The sequence below is a fragment of the Paenibacillus sp. MB22_1 genome (genome assembly GCF_047200555.1).
In the GTDB taxonomy this organism is placed as follows: Bacteria; Bacillota; Bacilli; order Paenibacillales; family Paenibacillaceae; genus Fontibacillus; species Fontibacillus phoenicis.
Map to the genome: position 1 here is coordinate 378806 of NZ_JBLADV010000001.1, position 17249 is coordinate 396054.

Below are 17249 nucleotides of genomic sequence, written 5' to 3' on the forward strand. Positions count from 1 at the left end.
TGCTGTCGTAATCTTATGAAACATTGTCCATTCTCAGAAAGGGAAATGATTTCAATAAAGCAAAGCATCAAATTGCACATATCCTTAATCATATTTACAATCGAAGCCTCTCACTTCTTTATGATAAAAGTTAATAAAGCCTGAAATCCCTTGATACGACAGGGATTTCAGGCTTTATTTTTTTCGCATATGATTCCGAATTTCACCGATTGCAAGCAAGAAAATGACTTGCTAAGATTACGATGCATGCGACATTCTGAAAGCGCTTAAGAATTGGAGAGCTTATGGAGAGTACAGTTCAACAACAAGTTTAGAAGATAAGATTGGAGGGGAAGAACTTGCTAGCACGATGGAAACGATATTATGATTTATACTTATTGCTTCTGCCGACGCTTCTTTATTTTGCAATTTTCGAATATGGTCCGATTTATGGTTTACAAATTGCGTTCAAAAACTTTTTGCCGTTCAAAGGGATATTGGATAGTCCCTGGGTTGGATTTGATAATTTTCAGCGTTTTATCGAAAATTACAAATTCTGGGAAATATTACTTAATACTATAACGATTAGTATTTACGAGCTAGTTCTTTTTCCAATACCAATTATATTGGCATTGCTGATCAATCAGCTTACAAGCCGGAAGTTTAAAAGGATTGTACAAACTGTCACTTACGCACCACATTTTATTTCCACAGTTGTCATTGTGGGTATGCTTTACTTATTTATGAATCCAAGAAATGGTATTGTAAATCAACTGTTGGAGGGATTGGGGTTTCATAGTGTATATTTCATGGCCAAAGCGGAATGGTTTACCTCCATCTTTGTTTGGTCCGGTGTCTGGCAAAATGCAGGTTGGGGAACGATTATATATTTGGCAGCACTCACATCAATTAATCCAGAGTTGCATGAATCGGCTGTTGTAGATGGAGCAAGTAAAATAAAGCGAATTTGGCATATAGATTTGCCAGGAATTATGCCGACAGTGATTGTATTGCTTATTCTGAATATTGGCAATTTTATGTCAGTTGGTTTTGAGAAGGTGTATTTGATGCAGAATCCATTGAATATTTCTACAGCTGAAATTATTCAGACTTATGTCTATAAGAGTGGGCTGTTAAATGCACAGTATAGCTATTCTGCAGCAATTGGCATGTTTAATTCAGTTATCAATTGTATCTTGCTAGTCAGTGTGAATTTTATTGCCAAGCGTTTCTCGCAAACAAGTCTGTGGTAGGGGGACAGCACATGGATACTTTGAGTAAAAGTAAATCGGATAAATTATTTGATGTGATGAATGTCATATTTTTCTGTGGGGTTTTGTTTATTGTTGTGTACCCTTTGTACTTTATTATCATTGCTTCTATCAGCGATCCGGACCTAGTGAATGCAGGACAAATCCGATTTTTGCCCCAGGACATTACATGGATAGGCTATGAGCGCATTTTGAGCGATGATGAGATATGGAGAGGGTACTATAATACGGTGTTCTATGCAGTGTTTGGCACAATATTTCGAGTTAGCCTTATTATCACAGGGGGCTATGCTCTTTCACGGAAGGATTTGCCGCTATCAGGTCTTTTTATGATTTTGATTTTGTTTACGATGTTTTTTAACGGTGGATTGATTCCGACCTATTTGTTGGTCAAAAACCTTGGGATGGTTAATACTGTGTGGGCGATGATTGTTCCTGGTGCAGTGAGTGTCTATCAATTGATCATTGTCAAAACTTTTTTCCAGAGTACGATACCCAAAGAGATGCTGGAGGCGGCGATGATGGATGGGTGTGGTAATATTAAATTTTTTACGAAAATGGTTCTACCACTTTCTTTGCCGATAATAGCTGTTATGGTGCTGTTTAACGTAGTTGCAATGTGGAATTCCTACTTTCAGGCACTTATTTACTTGAATGATGTAAATCTTCATCCGTTGCAAATGATATTGCGCAAGATTTTGATTGTTAGTGAGGCGCAGCTGGATATGATTAATGATTCAAACGATGCAGTAGAGGAACAGAAGGTTGCAGGTCTTGTGAAGTACGGAATGGTGGTTGTTTCAAGTCTTCCTGTTCTTGTCTTGTATCCATTCCTGCAACGATATTTTGTCAAGGGTGTCATGATTGGTTCGGTGAAAGGCTAACCGGACTTTCATGAATAAATCAAAAATTTCTGGGTATTCGGATTTTGTGGTGGAATGGCTGGAAAAAGAAAAGACGCTCATTTACGAGCGTCCCGGTAGTCTTCAATCTGCTTTCTCGTCCATATCGGTCCACTCGCAAGCCGCTGTATAGGTTCTGGAAATGTCCCGCGTTTCAGATACGTCCCTACATGCCGTTTATCCCATCCTAGGATCTCGGCAGCTTCAGCGTATCCCACAAGATCTTCGTAGTCGGAAATATCAATAGGTCTGTATTTCCGACCAGATGGGGATATAAGCTCATCTTGTGTGAGAATCCAACCCTCCCATGCTCCTGATAGCACCATCACTTATACCCCCCTAGACGTTTCCGGTCTTGCGTCATTACTTAACTCCAAAAGCTTCGTCAAGCGCCTTTAGTTGTTCGCGGGCTTCATCTTGATAGTCGAGCTGATCAATTCCTTTGAGAACCTCTTCCACCGCATCTCTTCCGTGCTCATTACTCAGTTCGGCGATGCGATCTTCCAAGGTTTGATACATTTGAATCGTCTCGACCCAAAACTCATAATCATCATGGCTCACAAGGTAAGCTTCTTTATCCTCGTCGTACACAAACTGTCCATCACTCAACGCTCCCGTGTTACCAATGAAGTCTTGCGCCCAATTAATGCCCGTTTTAGAGTCAACCAACACCAGAGTATCCTTTACGCCTGTTTCCTTGATTACTATTTTCATCTTCATTCATCCTTTCCGTCCTCATCCGGCATCTCCGGCTTGTTGGCTTGTGTTTGTCTCGTTGTATGTCTTTATCATACATCAACTGTATGTTAAAGTCAACATCTGGCTGGAAATTATTTTTGAGTTTCCACCACAAAATCCGAAGAGCCATTAATCCTACACTTAGTGATTTCACAAAGGTAATTGACTCCGCATTAGCTGCAGTGGACTAAACACTCAGAAAATCATAGCTCAGGGCGAGATTTATTGGATGATAGAAATGGAAGGAGTACAGGTTTGTGAACGTAACAAAAATCAATCTCATGATTAATAAGTGTCGAAGCCATTATCATAAATGGATGACAACTTACCACCTTAATATGCTTGAGTCACTCATGCCAGGATCTACAGTGCAGCATACATATCATTGCGACTGTTTGATCTATCACCAATCGAGGTTAAATCTACTCGAGGGACACAAATAATCTCATCTGAAATGTACGAGGCAGATAGGAAGGGTTAGTACGATCCGAAGTGTGTTTTTGGGATGTTTACATATGATGTGTAGACAATTATAATTAAATTAATTGCATACCCGGATACGAGGAAGCACCTCGCACATAGGCTTAAGCCTGTGTAGCGAGGTGTTTTTTGTTTCAGCCGAAGCGGGATGCAACATTTAATTGTTCTTTGAAAAATTCATATATGGAGGATTAACATGAAGAGGAAAAGAAGACTACAGGCCGTATTAAAGTGCGGTTTGATAGCGGCGATCCTAGCATCGTCAATCCCTTCATTCGGAACGGCATACGCTGCTAATGAAGCGCAAACCCCTCAGCTAAACGCTTACCAGCTTGGTAATCATGTGAAGCTTGAGTGGGGCGTTGATATTCTGGATACGGATGTATTGAACAGAACGTCATACGAAAACGGGGATGAAATCCCGAACTTCTATGGCGGCGGGATGGACTGATGACGCTTGAGCGGATGTAACAGGCCTGATAGATTAATGAATATAAAAGATTCGATCGCGAATTCTGCCAGAAGGATAAGCGAAGCCGCGCGAACCATTAAGAATATAATGAAAAAAAGCCTTTGAGAAGTACATCGGGTGAAGATTTGAAGGGTGACGGGCCTCTAATTGCATCCTTGGGAAGTTTGTGAGAAAAGAGTTCTTGCGGCCCGAGTCATCACCCGACGTACCAAACAGGATCTGGAGACGCTCGAACATATACTGTGGGGAGAACTCGGAACCAAAGAGGATTATGAACGGGAATATAAAGATTTACCGGTAACTAAGCTTGTGCGTACGGTTGTGGGGCTTGATCAGGAGGCTGCGAATGAAGCATTCATGATATTTCTCCAAGAAAATCGCTTGAATGTCAATCAACTACGGTTTGTGAAGTTGATTATCGAGTATGTAGTTAAAAACGGTATCATTGAAAAATCTGTACTCCAAGAGGAGCCGTTCCGTTCGGTTGGCAGTATAACGGAACTGTTCAGTAATAATCTGGACGATGCACGGGCAATTATCGGTATTATTGATACGATTAATAAGAACGCTGAGGTTGTTGGGGCTTAGTTTTTACGAATTCTAGACACTAATAAATTAATTACTTGCATCTGGGCGTAACTAAAATGGACATCTATTTTAGTTACGCCTTTTTTAATTAACGGTTACGGGGTGATAAAAGTAAATGATTAAAGAGATTTCTATTAAGAAGATTGCGACCTATAATAATACAGGTGTTGTCTTTAGTGGGTTAAAGAAAATAAATTTTTTCTACGGTTCCAATGGAAGTGGGAAAACTACATTGTCGAATGCTATGAAAAATATTGAGAACTTCACGGATTGTAATATTGATTGGGCATCACAGCCATTAAAAACATTGGTATATAACCAGATATTTGTGGAGGAAAATTTCCATCAGGATTCGAACATCAAGGGTATATTCACATTAGGTAAGGAGTCAACTGAAATAAAAAATGAAATTACTGAAAAGAAGAGGCTTGTTGATAAATTTGACGAAGAGATTCGAAGAATGCGCACTAACTTGTTCAATAAAGAAGAGGAATATAACGCGAATGAAAATGAATTTATAGATGATTGCTGGGAATTAAAAAGAAAATATGATAATGAGTTTTTACAAGCTTTTTCAGGAGTCAGAAATAATAAAATAAACTTTATGAATAAATGTAAACAGTCGCATTCACTTGAAGTTCAGTTATGTGATTTAGAGGATTTACGTGCTCGTTCAAATAAATTATTTAATGGAAGCTTAGTGAAAATCCAAACGTTTCAATCAATAAAAAACGATGAACTGAATGCTGCTTGTTCAAATGAGATATTCCAGAAACAAATTGTTGGTAAGCAGGAGGTCGATATTGCTGCTCTCATTTCTAGACTGGCTTTAAGCGATTGGGTAAAAAAAGGATATGACCATGTACATAATTCAGAAGGAATGTGCCCTTTTTGTCAACAGTCATTGCCGGATGGTTTTATACATCAATTAGAAGAATATTTTAATGAAACTTATGAGAATGAAATGAAGGAACTAGCAAATTATGTTGATCAATACATGGAATCTTATAGCAATCTCGAATCTTCAATCCAGGACCTATTGTTAAATGAATTACCGTATATAGATAAGGAGAAGATTAGTCAACAATTTGAACTAATCAGATCGAAAAATGAAATCAATCTCGAATTAATTGAACAAAAACAAAAAGAACCGAGTAAGGGAATTGTTTTAGTTCCTGTTCATGAGTATATAAAAAATATAAATCTGGAAATCGAGAGAATAAATCAGGAGATCCAAGCACATAACAGGTTGGTTGATAACCGAGCCCAGGAAGAACAACTACTTAAGGATCAGATATGGAGATTCATAGCAAATGAAAATCTGCATAATCATGAAAAATATGTACGAAAAGAATTTAGCATTAAGAATGCAATAACCGGGATAAAAGATGGTATCACGTCAAAAACATCTGAGAAAAATAGATTAATTTCCGATATCGAAGGTTTAGAGGCACAAATTACAAGTGTAAATCCATCCATAAATGAAATGAATCGTCTGTTAAAGGCGTATAATTTTACAAATTTCAAATTTGCACATACTCAAACTCAGGGGAATTATCGTTTGATACGATCTACTGGAGAAGATGTAAATCAGACTTTAAGTGAAGGAGAAAAAACATTCGTAACATTCCTATATTTTATGCACCTGTTGAATGGAAGCAATAACAGAGATCTTATTACAGAGAATAAAGTAGTTGTGATTGATGATCCAATTTCTAGCTTAGATAGCAATGTACTATTTATCGTTAGCAATCTCATTTTGAAACTTATTGATGATATCAGGAACAATAGAAACAATGTCGTTCAATTATTTGTTTTAACCCATAATGTTTACTTTCATAAGGAAGTAACTTTTGATAAAAGGCGCTCAAAAGGCGGAAAATTACACGATGAAACCTTCTGGATTATTAGAAAAGTTAATAATGTTACAGATGCTCAGCCCTATGATACAAATCCAATAAAAACTTCATACGAATTAATGTGGCAAGAACTTAGATCCGCAGCACAGAGCAGTTCCACAACAACGGTTCAAAACTTGATTCGTAGAATTATAGAAAACTATTTTAAAGTATTTGGTAATATTAGTGAAGCTGATATTCTGAATAAATTCGAAGAAGAAGAAAAGGTATTATGTAAATCGCTTTTATCCTGGGCAAATGATGGGTCACATTTTGCAAGCGATGATATATATATTGAACATCCACTAGATACAAATGCAAGGTACCTTAATATATTCGAGAAGATATTCAAGGTTACAAACCATCATGCACATTACAAAATGATGATGGGTATTGAGGAAGCGAATGAGATTCCTCAAGCGCAAGTATCATGATTGATTCAGTCTTTCTCGTAAAAAATATTCAATGATACTTACCCAAACAAAGCGATTATTTTTGGCTTTGTTTGGGTTTTTTCGTATTTTCACAGGACTTACTACCTATATTGTCGAATTATTACTAAAGGGATTTTATTCCATAGGAACGTATATTCGATGACAACCTATAGTCTAATCATTATGTTTAAATAGGATCAACAGACATTAGCGATGGAGGGATTGGGTATGGCATTTCTGAAATGCTCGGAATGCACCAATATGCTGAAGGCGATTCAAATTTCCAATAAGATCAGCCAAGCCGGGGAACAACGATTGCTTGAATATTCGCCAACCGGGATCAAATGCTCAGACTGGACTCCTGTAATTGAAAAACTCCGTGGATTCGAGGAGGGAATTTACTGTCCGTCTTGTTTTGCAATTGTTCCATTGGAGAAAGAAGAATTTATTTTATGTGAGGATAACCGGATTCCCGGCGTAGTAAGTCATGAATTTTCATCCGATGATGTACTGGATAAGCTGAAGAAGTTGGCCGAGGAAGAAGTTGCCGAGATTTATGTTCATACACTTCCTGCGAAAGAAGCTACTTTTGCGGATATTCCTGAATCAACGCCAGAGCCCATCAAGGACGCCTTACATCGAATGGGAATTACGCAGTTATATTCTCACCAAGCACAAACAGCCGATGCAGTCCATTCTGGGTCGAATGTTGTCTTGGTCACTTCAACATCATCCGGAAAGACGTTGTCCTATAACCTGCCGATTCTTAGTCGTTTATATAACCATCCTGAAGAACGTGGATTATACATATTTCCAACAAAAGCGTTAGCAAATGATCAGTTGGATCAAATTAAACGTTTTGGCATGCAACGAACGGAGAATAATTCTTCCTTGGATGAGTGGTTTGAAACTCAATTGCACTTAGGAGATCGCCTGATTCATATCGGCCGGCTGGATGGTGATACCGAGAATGGGCCGCGGCAGCGAATCATGGAAAAAGCACAGGTATGGATGACGAATCCGGATATGATTCATTACTCCATTCTCGGGCAAGTTCAGAAGGTGAAGTACGCGACCGCACACCACATTCGAAATTATCTGCGGAACCTCAAATTTATAGTGCTTGATGAGATGCATATGTACCGAGGTACATTCGGAAGTCATGTCGCATTGGTACTCAGACGCCTGCTTAAGGTTTGTCGAGAACTTGGTAATACTCACAACATCCAGATTATTACGAGCTCAGCAACGATTGAAAATCCTATTAGATTAGCAGAGGATCTTACAGGTCTTAGCGGATTCACCCTCATCAATACAGATGGTTCCGCCCATCAGAAAAAGGGGATCGTCCTCTGGAATCCCGGTATGTCAGCCGATGAACAAGTCCGCCGCGCGCCTTCTACCGATGCCATTACGATGGCGAAACAGATCATGACTGTTGATCAGAAAGTGATTAAGAGCATCATTTTTCAACCTTCTCGCAGCCAGACTATGGTATTTACCCGTTATATCAAAGACGTCTTGCGCCAGCCTCTCCGACTACCAAAAGAGAAAGTGGAAGGAGAAAAACTCGCGGCATTTTATACCGGAATACTGCCGAATGATACTCGGAAACGGATTATTGAGAGACTCAAGTCCCACGACATTCATGTCATTATTACTACCAATGCCCTTGAAGTCGGGATTGATATCGGTGATTTGAGTCTTGCCGTTCTTGTTGGTTATCCCGGATCGAAAGCGGCATTCTCCCAACAGATCGGACGTGTTGGCCGCAAAGGCGAGGGTGTTGCCATACTGATCTGGCAGGATGAACCGCTTCAGCAGTATTACATGCGTAACCCGCTTGAATTTATCCATAAAGCTCCCGAGGTAGTTAGGATTAATCCAACAAATTACAAGTTGTTAGCCATGCACATCCCGTTACTAAGAGAAGAGCTCGGGAGAGAAGTCACGAAGGAAGACTTGCAGGACATGTTTCCTGGATTACTCGAAGATTATATTGAGACTGTACTGCAAGTAGCTGCAACAGCTAACGATGAGGCGACCGTTGATGACAAGTTTAGTCTTCGATCAATGTCTGGTAAAAATTACAGCGTAACCATTCGGGGACAAAATCAAACGATAGTAGACAGTTTGGATGAGTGGAGTGCTCTTCGTGATTTTTATGAAGGCGCGATCTATTGGACTCCTGGAGAGAAAGGCTATCGAGTAGACTCTATCAATCGCAGAAAAGGTGAAATTATTGTATTGCCTATTCAGGAACTAACCTATTACACTCAATCTACTTATCGCGATATCATCGATATTATGCAGACTTATCAGAAGCAACACATCGAAGGAATCGATATGGCTTATGGTGAACTGGAGATTAAGCGGAGTGTCTTCGGTTATAAAAAAGTTTACTTCGGACAGAAGCATGAGTCTGAGCAGGTTCAATTGGATCATCCGTCCGTCACCCGATTCACTCCGGAAGGAATGTGGGTTACACTAACGGATTCTCAATGGAGCCAATTGAAAAATGGCATTCAGGAGTTAGCGGATGAGGGCAGATCCATCGACTTATTGGCTGAAGCTTCCCTTCACGCTGCAGGTCACGCTATGACTTCGGTTATTCCTGACCTCATTATCTGCGACGCTAATGATTTTACAGGGTTTTCGGCGAGCGGGATGACGGCTTTTGCCAATAGACCTGTTATCGGCTTCTATGGCGAGAACGGGTCCGGTCTCGGGACCATCGAAGCGATCTATGAGAAACTTCCGCAAGTGCTTCGAAAGGCTCTTGAACTTATTGAGAGCTGCCCTTGTGCCGAAGGATGTCCTAGCTGCGTGCAGCTCCCAGGTAAAGGGAATATTGAATTGTTCAAACCTGGAGCCAAAATGCTGCTGAAGATTTTGATAGAAGGGATCGATTAAGAATGCCTGTAATCTGTTCCGCTTGCGGAGGCCAAAGACCTTACGGGGACTTCATTCAAATCAGCTATAAGGCGGATCCAAAGGGCTATTACCGTAAGATCCATCAACGGGCAAACGGGATTCGAGTTTCAGAATGGCGCTCCCTTGAACCCGATACGGAGTCCTATATAAACAAACCATCCGGCGTTTATTGTTCACATGATAGACATTCAATCTTGGACGACATGCTGACACCGGAAGAAATGGAATTGCTCACAGACCGAAGACTTCCTGTTCAACATGTATTCGATAGTGAAAAACTCGTCCAGAATTTGCTCGAACTCGGAACTCGTATTCGAAGTGACGTCCACGTGCATCAAATTGACGCCAACCAAGGCGCTTATGCTGACCAAATCCTTATGCCCAGTTGGCTGCAGCGGAAGCTTCATTCTCTGGGGATTAATAAACTGTATGAGCATCAAGGGGAAGCTATACAGAACATCCGTGAAGGCAGAAATGTCGTTCTCTGCACGAAAACCGCATCTGGAAAATCATTGGCGTACAATGTTCCCATCATCGAAAAATTGGTTGCTGATCCGAATGCCTGTGCGCTTTATTTGGCCCCGTTCAAGGCATTAGTCGAGGACCAGTACGCTCACTTGAAAAAATGGGCTGATGATGTAGAAGAGCAGGGGAATCAAATCTCGCTTAATGGATTTTCTCGATTCTCTGTTAATGGACAGCAATTATCCGTTGGGGTTCTCCACGGGCAACGTAACGTTCCAGAGCATATGAGAAAAGATCAGGCATCTAGCTTCGTGTTCTCTGAGGGGCGCTATTGGCTGACCAACGTACACTATCTGCATTTAATTCTTCAAGGTGCAGGTTCGCCTAAGGGAAAAGGCCCTGGGCTGTTGCGCTTTCTGCAAAATCTTCGGTTTGTCGTTATTGATGAGCTTCATCAATACTCAGGCTTGTTAGGTTCAAAGGTTTCTTTGGTCCTTCGCAGATTAAGAATGTTATGTGACAGGTTGGGAAATAAAAACGTCCAGTTTATTGCCTGCTCGGCTACAATTGCTAATCCAAAGTATCTAGCTGAAGAATTAACAGGAATGCGTGGAATGAAAGGATTTCATGAAATATCGGGAGTACAAGCGCCAGTAAAGAAGAAAGCGATTTTGATGTGGAATCCGGGCTTATCAGACGATGAGCAAAAGAAAAGGGCCGTTGTTTCCGATCTCTATGAGATTCTGCGCACGATCTACAAGGATGGAAGATGGCCGAGAAGTATCATTTTCACAAGCAACCGCCAGCAAGCCCAGCTTTTAAGTCGTGAAATAAACATGATACTGCGCAGCCACCTTCATGATCATGGCGGGCTTTCGGCAGACGAACCACATGAATTTTTTCTGCCGTACCATGCATACCTCACGCAAGAAGTTAAAGAACGAACCATACAAAAACTTGAGCAAGGCGAGATCCTTGGAGTGGTCACTACTAGCGCCCTAGAGGTCGGGATTGATGTGAAGTGTCTGGATGTATGTATCTTACTCGGATACCCTGGCTCCCAGGCTTCCTTTTGGCAGCAGGCTGGACGTGTGGGACGCAGCAGAGACGGTGTGGTGATTATGATGCTTCAGGAAGAGCCATTGCAGCAATACTTTGCCCGCAATCCTGAAGAATTCTTTAAGCTCCCGCCTGAATCAGCAGCGATTAATACAACGAATCCCAAGCTATTAAAGGAGCATCTCGCATACGCAGCTCACGAACTGGGAGGAACGTTGACCAATGCTATGAATTATGTTCGCTCTTCGGCGCTTCGCAAGGTGGTTGCGGAAGCAAGCGACCAGTGGCAGCAGATTGAAGGGAAACTCCTCTATCATGGTGAAACGCCAAGATATCAAACTTTGTTTACAATGGGGGCTACTTATACGGTTGTAACCAAGAACGGCTGGAATGAGGACATCTTGTTTCAAAGTGTAGATGAGCGTTCCTTAATAAGAGATTATCACGTGGATGCAGTATTTCTGGGACCTGACAATCGTACCTTCTATAAGGTCAAGTGGGTCAACGGTAAGCAACGCAAAGTGGTTGTGGAGCCGGTAAGAACGGATTATCATACCCGCGGAATTGTTCGCGATAGCATTGAAATCCATGACATAACCAATCCACTGAGAAGTGACGCGGCGATCAAATCCAATCTTGGAAACATCATCGTAAAACGAAGCACATTTGGCTACAAAAAAATCTACAATCACGGCGCAACGCCTCCCGAAACCGTGCAATTGACAAACACATATCCTGTCAGTTTCCAAACCGAGGCGTTTTGGCTGATGTGGGATCACCAAGGAAGGGATGAACTTAAAGGTCTGCTCAATGATGTACTGGATCGCGATACCATTGACTTGGAGACCATGGCTGAGGGAAGCCTTCATGCGGTTGAACATGCCATAGCTTCGGCGATACCGGCCGTTGTAAGGTGCAGTATGGCTGATTTTCAGCACACCTCTTTTTATTCTGGCTCAGCATTGTTTGGAATGCCCGGAATGTTCTTCTACGACAGCCAAGCAGGAGGCGGTTCAGGTATAGTCGAGGTCGTTGCGGAAAAATTCGGGGTTCTCTTGGAGAAAGCCCAACAGATCATTAGCAGCTGTGGTTGTTCGGACGGCTGCCCATCCTGCATTCAGCTGTTTCATTGTGAGAAGCAGAATGAGCCGCTGCATAAGGCTGGGGCTTTGCTGGTTCTTAATCACCTGCAAAAATATCCGGTTTGCAACCATTCATGAGAAACTGATCTTTGAAATTGAAGGGAGGAAACCGTGTCCATGACTTTAATCGATAAGGCAATTGAGTTTGCTGCCGTTGCACATCGGGAACAGCGCCGAAAAGGCACAGAGATACCATACATTAGTCATCCTTATGCTGTGGGCATGATTTTGCAGCGGGCAGGTTGTTCGGAGGAAGTTGTCGCGGCTGGAATTTTGCATGACACGTTGGAAGATACCGATACAACGGAGGAGGATTTACTGGCCTTCTTCGGTCCTAAAGTATTGGAAATCGTAAAAGGCTGCTCAGAACCGGACAAAGGTGCATCATGGGAGGAAAGAAAGCAGCATACGCTCGATGAACTTAAACATGCAACCGTTGCTATTCGGCAGACGTCCTGTGCAGACAAACTACACAATATTCGTTCGATTAAGAGGGACTTGAAGCAGTACGGTGAGGAGGCATGGTCTCGTTTCAAACGAGGACGTGATAGTCAGGAATGGTACTATAAGGGGCTGGTGGAAAGCCTCGGGTACAAATCACGGTTTAAGTTGCTTGAAGAGTCCCGAAATATGAGGCAGACTTCGATCGTCTAGCTAACTATTTGGTGGAACGCGGGATCGAGTTTCAGTCGAATAGTGAAGGGCCAATCATCCTGATCGGCTTCTGCACAGCGCTGATGCAGCTATTGAACTTATATCCGCATGAGATTTATCATCATTTCAATAAATGAAATCGAGGAGATCCAATATGAGCAAAGTATATTTCGGAAAGTTTGACAGTAAGAGACCGCATCAAATCCAGGAGAAATATTACGCTGCGGGAGCCAAAGGGAGTTCCTGGTACGGGGGGATTGAACCTGGGGATTATGTCTTTGTAGTGACCAATGCCAAAGTAATTGCGTTATGGAAAGTGAGGGAGTATGGGCAAAAAGTAAATCCTATTAATCCGTCAGATACGGGTGTTGTTTTATTCGACGAAATCAAGAGGCTCTCGAATCCTGTACCTGTCGTGCAATTTATTAAAAGTCCATATTTTAATTTGGACCTAAACCTGCTTAATAAAATTAACAAAGCTACTCCAGGTCACGGTTTCTTTCCCATTGAGACGACCTCGGCGTTTCCCATGGAAAACTGGGATCAGCTTTCTTTTACATCGGTTCGTCGTTATTACGTCACACTAAGTTCTCAACTCCCGCCAGTTGCAGAAAACGACATCATGGTTGTAATCGACAATCTCGTAACATCAAGAATAGTCGGGATATTGGAATGGAAGAATGGACAATCCCAACCTTATGCCAGTTTGCAGAAACTGTACGAGGACAAAAATTCCGTCAATGAACGGTATACATTGCTACAGTTGCTTGAATTTGCCGAAGAGGAAGCGCCGATTAAACGTAACTATTTGAAAAGCGTCCTGAATGAATTGGAAAAGCAAGGTTATTTTGTAGTGGATAATCCTATTCGCCTTTATGACAACGTCTTGGTTGGCCGCCGCAAGACACCGATCAGCAAACCGAATATGGAAGTTGGAACTGATGGGAAAACGCCAATCACGCATGCGTTAGAATCTTCGGATATCGAGGACGCGCCGGAATTGTTTGAACAATACCGTGCGTATGCTGAGTTGCTGGATTTCAACCCCAATTTGATTTTATACGGACCGCCGGGAACAGGGAAGACGTTCGCTACGAAGAACATCATTGAAGCGTTTGAGTATACATTCCGTAAACGATATATCCCGTTCGTCCAAGTTGAACGGGAAGAACGGGTACGTTTCATCACTTTCCACCAGTCATACTCGTATGAGGAATTTATTGAGGGTATTCGCCCCCAATTGGAAGAAGACATGAAGCAAGACGAAGCAGGTGGTGAGATTCGGTACCGCGTGGAGCCTGGCGTTCTGAAAAAGATGGTGGAAGACGCGTCAGCACAAATTATCAAAGCGGAATCTGAGTCCTCCGGTATTTCGGGAGCCGAGTTCATACATTCGGGATCCCGGGTCTGGAAAGTATCGCTCGGCCGCCGCAACAGCGATCACATTTACAACCAATGTAAAGCAGGCAAACAAATAGCGGTCGATTTTCTCGATCACATCGACCTTACAGACAAATCATATGACGAAATTTATTCCTTGCTTGAGAATGAGCGGGATGATGGGGCTCAAAAGCCTACAATGGATGCCAATACGCTAGATACTCTCATTAACCAAATGGAACGAGGTGATATCGTATTTGTCTATGATGGCCCTCGGACGATTCGGGATATTGGTGTGATAACAGGGGATTATGCTTACAGAAAGGGACATGTGGCGCCACATGTCCGGCCGGTTGCGTGGTTGAAAGAATTTACGGACCCCGCGGATATTTACGATATGAACGGCGGAGTAAGTCTTACTCTCAAAACGATTTACGAGCTTCCCCGAATTCAAATGTCCGACGTTCAGAAATTGATCGGTATTTCCAACGATATAAATAAAACGGTTAAGACACAGCAGCATCAGCAAAAACCATACTATTTGATCATCGATGAAATCAACCGAGGTAACATCTCTAAAATCTTTGGCGAACTGATAACATTGATTGAAAAGGACAAAAGGCAAACGGTCAGCACGATCTTGCCCTATTCCAAAAAGCCTTTCTCGTTGCCTAGGAACCTGTATATTATCGGTACGATGAATACTTCCGATCGATCGATCGCGATGCTGGATACCGCGCTAAGAAGACGGTTCGTATTCGCGGAAATGGAACCAGATTATGCGGTTTTCGAACAAAATACAGCAAAAGTGGGCTCGGTGGAACTTGCAAGTCTTTTGCGCAGCCTTAACGAAAAAATATCGGAGAAGCTGGATCGAGACCATCGGATCGGCCACGCCTATTTGATGGATGTTTTAACGATCGATGATCTTTTTAAGAGCTGGTATTATAAAATTTTGCCATTAATCGCTGAATACTTCTACAACGATGTCGCTGCTATTCAGTCGGTTGTTGGAACCAAGTTCTTCGAGAAATCCGGAAGCATGCGGTTCTTAAGCACGCAGCCTTCCGATAAAGATACGGTTTCCGACTTCGAGAAGGCCTTGTTGACCCTCTATAAAGGAATAGAAGACTGATGCCGAAACTCATCACCGTCTTTGAAGACAGGTATTCGTTGGAACCAATCTCGAATGAACATAGGATGGAATTATCTTCGTTGGAGTCCATTTGGGGAAGGCAAAATATTAGCTTCAGTGTAGATAACCGAGTGCTGCTAAGGAAGTATGTTGGATTTATCGCCACTCCTTCCTTGCAGCTACAGATTCTGCCCAAACTTTATGAAGATGCGGCATCCGCTGAAGACTTCGAAGAGGAAAAACGTTCGTCCGTTCGGATGCTGTTCCGTTTGCTGGCATCTAGCGGGTTCCTTTCAGTCAAAGATATTCCGGAACCTCAACTTATAGCGGCTATGAACGGAGATTTGCTGGAGATTTTCATTCACATTTTCATTAAGAGGTTCTTGGAACTCTTTCAGAAGCAAATTCATCGTCAATATGAAGATTTTGAGGGCAACCTGGCCTTCATTAGAGGAAGGATCCTTTTTCAGCGGCAGTTGCTCAGGAATGGGGGATTTAAGCATAAGCATTATGTTAGTTATCAGGAATTCACGGAAGACAATCTGCTTAACCAAATCATTAAAGCCACAATGATTTCACTTAGAACATTGACGAAAAACGAGGAAAACAAAACTAGTTTGAGCCATGCGCTTTTGCTTTTAGAGGATATTTGTCCCATCCGGCTTACCGAATCGATGTTCCAAAGAGTACGATTCAATCGGTTAAACGAAGACTATCGGCCGGTGTTTGAACTCGCTAAGATGTTTTACCTTAACCGTCAACCTGGGGTCCATGCGGGCGACGAGCGTACCTTTACCTTTTTGATCCCATTGAATCAATTATTTGAGTTCTCGTTATATCAATGGTTGGATAAGGGGTTATCTTCGGATGATTGGGTGGTCCGTTATCAGACGCCACAACGTTACTTGGATGCTGAAAAAGAGGTTTTTCTGCTCAGACCCGATATTACAATCGCATGCAGCCGAGCAGGATCAGACACGCCAATCGAAATGATTGTAGATGCGAAATATAAAAATCCCATTTCTGAAGAGAATACTCGACTTTCGGAGTCGGATGTTTACCAAATGTTGGCCTATGCAGTCCGTTATCAATGCAATCGGTTGTTTCTGGTATACCCAGTTTTCCGTGCGAATAAATATTTCCAGAATCCGCTAGCAACCTCACAGCTGACGCATGAAAATGTTTGTAGGTCTTGCGAATGGCTAAAATGCCGTTTTTACGGGGTATCCTATGAACTTTTCCGGAAAATATCCGGCTGTACGGCTGCATCACCACCTTCTCGTGATGTACTTTCTTCTTTGAGCGTACTTTTTTTCCTTATAATGGACAGACGTGTTGCGTCGCACTCTTGGATTCTTTATGCACATTTGCAGGTCATGAAGCAAAACGCAGGTACCTCTTCTGTTCCTGAAGTTCCCGCATCCGTACGAGGTCTAACCACGGACTCGCAATCGTTTCCCGCAGCAGCCGAAGAAATCCGCGAATGCCGAACTGAGAAGTTAATGCCGCCACAACTTCAACCAGTCCGGCCAGTTCATTCATCAAATGGGCCAGATGCATAAGGTAGTGGTATCCTCTCATCGCGTTCCAATCATAGGCGAAAACATGCTCGTACTGGTACCCTTGCCGTTTCTCTTGCAGGATGTCGTTCTCCAGTCCCCAGCGGCTCCGGGCCATCACGTTGCAACGCACATGCAGGTTGCGCTCATGGAGCGGTT

11 protein-coding genes and 1 pseudogene are annotated in these 17249 nt (G+C 42.3%); 10 read left to right on the forward strand and 2 right to left on the reverse strand.

Annotation, left to right across the window (positions count from 1 at the left end):
* Positions 1-338: 338 nt before the first annotated feature.
* The gene (locus tag ACL02P_RS01630; RefSeq protein ID WP_412836702.1) at positions 339-1232 is read left to right on the forward strand and encodes an ABC transporter permease; all 894 of its coding nucleotides are present in this window, start codon (positions 339-341) and stop codon (positions 1230-1232) included.
* Positions 1233-1243: 11 nt separating this feature from the next.
* On the forward strand, positions 1244-2134 hold the full coding sequence (locus tag ACL02P_RS01635; RefSeq protein ID WP_412836703.1) for a carbohydrate ABC transporter permease: 891 nt from the start codon (positions 1244-1246) through the stop codon (positions 2132-2134).
* 77 nt (positions 2135-2211) lie between these two features.
* On the opposite strand, the gene ACL02P_RS01640 is transcribed toward ACL02P_RS01635, so the two are convergent.
* Positions 2212-2478 (reverse strand): DUF3653 domain-containing protein, encoded by a 267-nt coding sequence (locus tag ACL02P_RS01640; protein WP_412836704.1) that lies wholly within the window; start codon positions 2476-2478, stop codon positions 2212-2214.
* 37 nt (positions 2479-2515) lie between these two features.
* Positions 2516-2866: a hypothetical protein gene (locus ACL02P_RS01645; protein WP_412836705.1), complete on the reverse strand. Its 351-nt coding sequence runs from the start codon at positions 2864-2866 to the stop codon at positions 2516-2518.
* A 700-nt stretch (positions 2867-3566) separates the two neighbouring features.
* On the opposite strand from ACL02P_RS01645, the gene ACL02P_RS01650 reads away from it, so the two are divergent.
* From ACL02P_RS01650 to ACL02P_RS01685, 8 genes and pseudogenes are all read left to right on the forward strand, one after another.
* A complete protein-coding gene (locus ACL02P_RS01650) occupies positions 3567-3821 on the forward strand; it encodes a hypothetical protein (protein ID WP_412836706.1) in 255 nt (84 codons plus the stop codon).
* Positions 3822-4049: 228 nt separating this feature from the next.
* Positions 4050-4430 (forward strand): annotated as a pseudogene (locus ACL02P_RS01655) (type I restriction-modification enzyme R subunit C-terminal domain-containing protein); the annotation flags it as partial.
* Between the two features lie 115 nt (positions 4431-4545).
* Positions 4546-6762, forward strand: coding sequence for an AAA family ATPase (locus ACL02P_RS01660; protein WP_412836707.1), 2217 nt, complete (start codon positions 4546-4548; stop codon positions 6760-6762).
* A gap of 228 nt (positions 6763-6990) precedes the next feature.
* Positions 6991-9675 carry a DEAD/DEAH box helicase gene (locus ACL02P_RS01665; protein WP_412836708.1) on the forward strand — a complete coding sequence of 895 codons (2685 nt, stop codon included), beginning with the start codon at positions 6991-6993 and terminating at the stop codon, positions 9673-9675.
* Positions 9676-9899: 224 nt separating this feature from the next.
* Entirely contained in the window at positions 9900-12440 is a 2541-nt protein-coding gene (locus ACL02P_RS01670; protein ID WP_412837303.1) for a DEAD/DEAH box helicase, read from the forward strand.
* Positions 12441-12479: 39 nt separating this feature from the next.
* On the forward strand, positions 12480-13016 hold the full coding sequence (locus tag ACL02P_RS01675) for an HD domain-containing protein (RefSeq protein ID WP_023554869.1): 537 nt from the start codon (positions 12480-12482) through the stop codon (positions 13014-13016).
* Between the two features lie 154 nt (positions 13017-13170).
* Positions 13171-15531 (forward strand): AAA family ATPase, encoded by a 2361-nt coding sequence (locus ACL02P_RS01680; protein WP_412836709.1) that lies wholly within the window; start codon positions 13171-13173, stop codon positions 15529-15531.
* The gene (locus ACL02P_RS01685; protein WP_412836710.1) at positions 15531-17093 is read left to right on the forward strand and encodes an McrC family protein; all 1563 of its coding nucleotides are present in this window, start codon (positions 15531-15533) and stop codon (positions 17091-17093) included. The genes ACL02P_RS01680 and ACL02P_RS01685 overlap by 1 nt, the downstream gene beginning before the upstream one ends.
* Positions 17094-17249: the final 156 nt, after the last annotated feature.

What these genes read in the sequence shown, in the direction of transcription:
- ACL02P_RS01635 (WP_412836703.1), top strand. Translation starts at nt 1,244, where the DNA reads ATGGATACTTTGAGTAAAAGTAAATCGGATAAATTATTTGATGTGATG.
- ACL02P_RS01640 (WP_412836704.1), bottom strand. Translation starts at nt 2,478, where the DNA reads ATGGTGCTATCAGGAGCATGGGAGGGTTGGATTCTCACACAAGATGAG.
- ACL02P_RS01645 (WP_412836705.1), bottom strand. Translation starts at nt 2,866, where the DNA reads ATGAAAATAGTAATCAAGGAAACAGGCGTAAAGGATACTCTGGTGTTG.
- ACL02P_RS01650 (WP_412836706.1), top strand. Translation starts at nt 3,567, where the DNA reads ATGAAGAGGAAAAGAAGACTACAGGCCGTATTAAAGTGCGGTTTGATA.
- ACL02P_RS01660 (WP_412836707.1), top strand. Translation starts at nt 4,546, where the DNA reads ATGATTAAAGAGATTTCTATTAAGAAGATTGCGACCTATAATAATACA.
- ACL02P_RS01665 (WP_412836708.1), top strand. Translation starts at nt 6,991, where the DNA reads ATGGCATTTCTGAAATGCTCGGAATGCACCAATATGCTGAAGGCGATT.
- ACL02P_RS01670 (WP_412837303.1), top strand. Translation starts at nt 9,900, where the DNA reads ATGCTGACACCGGAAGAAATGGAATTGCTCACAGACCGAAGACTTCCT.
- ACL02P_RS01675 (WP_023554869.1), top strand. Translation starts at nt 12,480, where the DNA reads ATGACTTTAATCGATAAGGCAATTGAGTTTGCTGCCGTTGCACATCGG.
- ACL02P_RS01680 (WP_412836709.1), top strand. Translation starts at nt 13,171, where the DNA reads ATGAGCAAAGTATATTTCGGAAAGTTTGACAGTAAGAGACCGCATCAA.
- ACL02P_RS01685 (WP_412836710.1), top strand. Translation starts at nt 15,531, where the DNA reads ATGCCGAAACTCATCACCGTCTTTGAAGACAGGTATTCGTTGGAACCA.